Here is a 3,690-nt window from a genome sequence, read left to right as displayed (position 1 = left end):
GCGACGTACGACTACGCGGGCGCGGTCCTGTTCAACGCCCACGCTGGAGCCCTGTGGGCACGCTTCACCACCTACCTGCGCCGGGAGATCGCCGCCCGACTCGGCATGACCCAGAAGGCCGCTCGTGAGGGGCTGCGTGTCTCCTTCGCCAAAGTCGCCGAGTACCAGAAGCGCGGCCTGGTCCACTTCCACGCGGTCATCCGCCTCGACGGCCCCGACGGCAGCACCCAGCCCCCGCCCTCGTATGCCACCGTCGCCGTGCTCACCGACGCCATCCGCGCCGCCGCACCGCGCGCCCGCATCTCCGTCGCCTCGGACGCGATCGGGGAACGCGAACTCACCTGGGGCCAAGAGCTCGACGTACGCGAGATCGCCTCCTTCGGCACCGACGCCGAACTCACCGATCAGGCCGTGGCCGCCTACGTGGCGAAGTACGCCACCAAGTCCGCCGACGCCTCCGGCACCCTCGACCGCTCCCTGTACTGCCGCCCCTGCCAGGGACGCGGCGCCACCGTCCTGCCTCACGGGACCCCGCTCCCGTGCACCGCCTGCGACGGCACCGGTCAGGCCCGGTCGTTGCCCCGGCTCGCCGTAGCACGTCACGTGCGGCAGATGATCCGTACCTGCTGGGAGCTGGGCAAGCTGCCAGAGTTCGCCGATCTCAAGCTCTGGAAGTGGGCACACATGCTCGGCTTCCGGGGCCACTTCTCCACCAAGTCCCGCAGCTACTCCACCACCCTCGGCGCGCTGCGCGCCGCCCGCCGCGCCTGGCGCACCGAACAGGCCCACGCCCGCGCCGGCCTGCCCGATCCCGACCCGGACACCACCCTCGTCGTCGGCCATTGGACCTACATCGGCACCGGCTACAGCCCCGGTGCCACGCTCCTCGCCGCCCACGTCTGGCACCGCAAGGAACTGGAACGGCAGTTCACGGCCGAAGGGGGCTGCTGATGGCCTCGCCCCCGACCACCGTCCCCTGTGCGGAGGCGGCACCGGCGCTGGATCTGCTCACGGTCCCCCAGGTGATGGCCCGCCTCCAGCTCGGCCGCTCCGCCGTCTACAACCTGCTCCGCTCCGGCCAGCTCGCCTCGATCACCCTCGGCCGCGCCCGCCGCATCCCCGCCCACGCCCTCACCGACTTCATCCGTACCCGCCTCGAACAGGACGCCGCCTGATGACCACTCCCCGCTCTACTCCGTCCCGCCGCTCCCGTACCCGTGCGAACGGCGACGGGACCGTCTACCAGCGCAAGGACGGACGCTGGGAAGCCGCCGGATACGTCCTCGCCCCCGGCAACACCCGCAAGCGCGTCCGCGTCTACGGCGCCACCCGCAAAGACGCGATGGCCAAGCTCACCGAGAAGGTTGCCGCCAGCAACCGCGGCCTGCCGGTCGCAGCGGCTGACAGCACCGTGAGCGCCTACCTCACGTACTGGCTGAACGGCGTCGCCGTCCACTACCTGCGGGAGAACACCCACACGCGCTACGCCGCCGCCATCCGCCTCCACCTCAACCCCGGTCTCGGCAGCAAGAAGCTCGCCCGGCTTACCACCCGCGACGTCCGCACCTTCCTCGACGGACTCCGCACCACCTGCCAGTGCTGCACCCAGGAACGGGACGCGAACCGCCGGGCCTGCTGCGCCATCGGCCAGTGCTGCGAAAAGCGCCTGTCCCCGCTGACCGTGACGTACGTCCACGCGGTCCTCAAGTCCGCCCTGGAACACGCCGTCCGTGAAGACGAACTGCCGCGCAACGTCGCCCGCAACGTCAAGACGACCACGCCCCGCCCCAGACGCTTCCAGCCCCTCACCGCCACCGAAGCCCGGCAGTTCCTCCAGACGGCCGCCGGTGATCGCCTGCACGCCCTGTACGAACTCGCCCTGCGCACTGGCCTCCGCAAGGGCGAACTCCTCGGCCTCCGCTGGGAAGACCTCGACCTGGACCGCGGCACCGCCACCATCCACCGCTCCCTCCAGCGCACCCGCAGCCAGGGCCTGACCGTCTTGAACACCAAGACCCTTGCCTCGGAACGACGCATCGCCCTCCCCACCGAATGCATCAGCTCGCTCAAGATCCACCAGGAACGGCAGCGGGAGGAGCGTCAGGCGGCTGGAACGGGCTGGACGGACAACGGACTTATCTTCACCACCCCGAAGGGCAGGCCGCTCGACCCTGGCAACCTCAACCGCCGCTTCCGCCGCCTCCTCCACAGCGCCGACCTTCGGACGATCCGCTTCCACGATCTCCGACACTCGACCGCCACCCTGCTCCTGGAACAGGGCATCGACCTCATCGTCATCAAGGAACTCCTCGGCCACGCCCACATCGGCGTCACCGCCGGCGTCTACGCCCACGTACGACTCCGACTCCAGCGTGACGCCATTGACGCCTTGGGCCACGCTCTCGACGGCCGGGACGGCGACCCTGACGACCCACCCGCCGCAGCCGTCGTCCGCTGACGTTGCCGTCAGCGTTGCCGTCAAACGACGCGAGGCCCTCCCGAGAGGTTCGGGAGGGCCTCGTTTCAATGGTTACGAGGATTCCGCCAACCATTCCCAGTCGCCGGGCCTGGAACGCAACCGACTGAATCCCTGTTCGAGACAGTCACTCAAGCTGGAAGATTCAGCTCGAATAAACCCCTGCTCACCCAGTCCTGGACCCGACATCACCAAAGTCCAGGGCTCACCACCTTCCGCCATCCTCTCGTCGTCCACCTTGAGGATCACGGTGACACCTGAGCGGCCCAGCCTCTCCATGAGCTGCTCAATATCCATCCCTTGTACTCCCATCAGTAACCCCTCAAGGCTGCCGAGATGTCGCTGACGTCATGCAGCTGACCTTTGCCAACTCTGTCGATGACGCTTCGAAGGTCGGCAGAGGTTGGGCCACTCGTGACCCGGTTCCGACGCATCAGCTCTTCCACGACAGCTTGGGCAGTGCGCTTGTTTCCATTGTTGAACATGTGGCTACCGGCAATATCGCGAATTACGACGGCCGACTTGTCCCAGAAGCTGTTGTAGCGGCTGGCGTTAGCCATGGTGTTGGCCGGAGAACCACTGAGCAGGGTTTCACCACCGAAACCACGGTTGATATCGGTGATCTCGTCAGGGGTCACACCTGCCTTGAAGCCGCCGGTCAGCGGGCAGTTGGAATTGTGAACCAGTACCGGAGTCTGCCCCGCCAGCACATAGTACGTGTGGATGTTCTCGACCGTCAGGTCGTGCGTGCGCTGGCGCTTGTCGAAGGCGTGAATGGCCGTGAGTTCGACCGCCTCGCCGTTTGCCGTGTGCAGGCGCATGCCCGGCTTGAGGTCGCCGGCCTCGATCCAGGCCCGCTCCGAGTCGGACCAGAAGGGGTGGGTCGTGGTGGAAACCAGCTTCTCGGGCTTGCCCGAGCGGCCCTTGACCGTCAGATCGACGAAGTGCTTGTCGTCCTCGGTGACGATGGTGCCGACGACCTCACGCACCGTCGTCTTCCCCGTCTTCGGGTCCGTGACAGTGATTCTGCTCCCGCTCGCAGGGGCTGACACAGCACCTCACACAGCTGTTACTGCCGTAGCTGTACGGGCCGAGATCCGCGCCCAGGGACTTGAACCGCGCCTTCATGGCAGCGCGGGCGTCGGGCAACCGGAACATGAGCTGCTCAATGCTCGGCTCGGCTGCTCGCCCACCGCCTAAGGGCTGTCCCGTAA

General features: G+C 67.5%; 5 protein-coding genes. 3 read left to right on the top strand and 2 right to left on the bottom strand.

The window, feature by feature from the left end; genetic code table 11:
- From CCN35_RS25180 to CCN35_RS25170, 3 genes are all read left to right on the top strand, one after another.
- The coding region (locus tag CCN35_RS25180) for a replication initiator (protein WP_086794442.1) at nt 1-951 on the top strand (951 nt) is incomplete at its 5' end.
- Nucleotides 951-1,175, top strand: coding sequence for a helix-turn-helix domain-containing protein (locus tag CCN35_RS25175; RefSeq protein ID WP_067400532.1), 225 nt, complete (start codon nt 951-953; stop codon nt 1,173-1,175). The genes CCN35_RS25180 and CCN35_RS25175, both read left to right, overlap by 1 nt.
- The gene (locus CCN35_RS25170; protein ID WP_067400535.1) at nt 1,175-2,458 is read left to right on the top strand and encodes a tyrosine-type recombinase/integrase; all 1,284 of its coding nucleotides are present in this window, start codon (nt 1,175-1,177) and stop codon (nt 2,456-2,458) included. Before CCN35_RS25175 ends, CCN35_RS25170 begins: the two co-directional genes overlap by 1 nt.
- Before the next feature lie 72 nt (nt 2,459-2,530).
- Here CCN35_RS25170 and CCN35_RS25165 read toward each other — a convergent pair whose 3' ends face one another.
- Nucleotides 2,531-2,773 (bottom strand): hypothetical protein, encoded by a 243-nt coding sequence (locus CCN35_RS25165; protein ID WP_079130046.1) that lies wholly within the window; start codon nt 2,771-2,773, stop codon nt 2,531-2,533.
- Between the two features lie 14 nt (nt 2,774-2,787).
- Nucleotides 2,788-3,528, bottom strand: coding sequence for a polymorphic toxin-type HINT domain-containing protein (locus CCN35_RS25160; protein WP_079130047.1), 741 nt, complete (start codon nt 3,526-3,528; stop codon nt 2,788-2,790).
- Between the last annotated feature and the right edge of the window lie 162 nt (nt 3,529-3,690).

The sequence above is a fragment of the Streptomyces thermovulgaris genome (genome assembly GCF_002155915.1).
GTDB classification, from domain to species: domain Bacteria; phylum Actinomycetota; class Actinomycetes; order Streptomycetales; family Streptomycetaceae; genus Streptomyces; species Streptomyces thermovulgaris.
The sequence above is the reverse complement of the archived record's forward strand: the minus strand, read 5'-3'. Positions and strand labels throughout refer to the sequence as shown.

Coding starts and splice junctions, on each gene's coding strand:
- CCN35_RS25165 (WP_079130046.1), bottom strand. CDS start 2,773: ATGGATATTGAGCAGCTCATGGAGAGGCTGGGCCGCTCAGGTGTCACC.
- CCN35_RS25170 (WP_067400535.1), top strand. CDS start 1,175: ATGACCACTCCCCGCTCTACTCCGTCCCGCCGCTCCCGTACCCGTGCG.
- CCN35_RS25175 (WP_067400532.1), top strand. CDS start 951: ATGGCCTCGCCCCCGACCACCGTCCCCTGTGCGGAGGCGGCACCGGCG.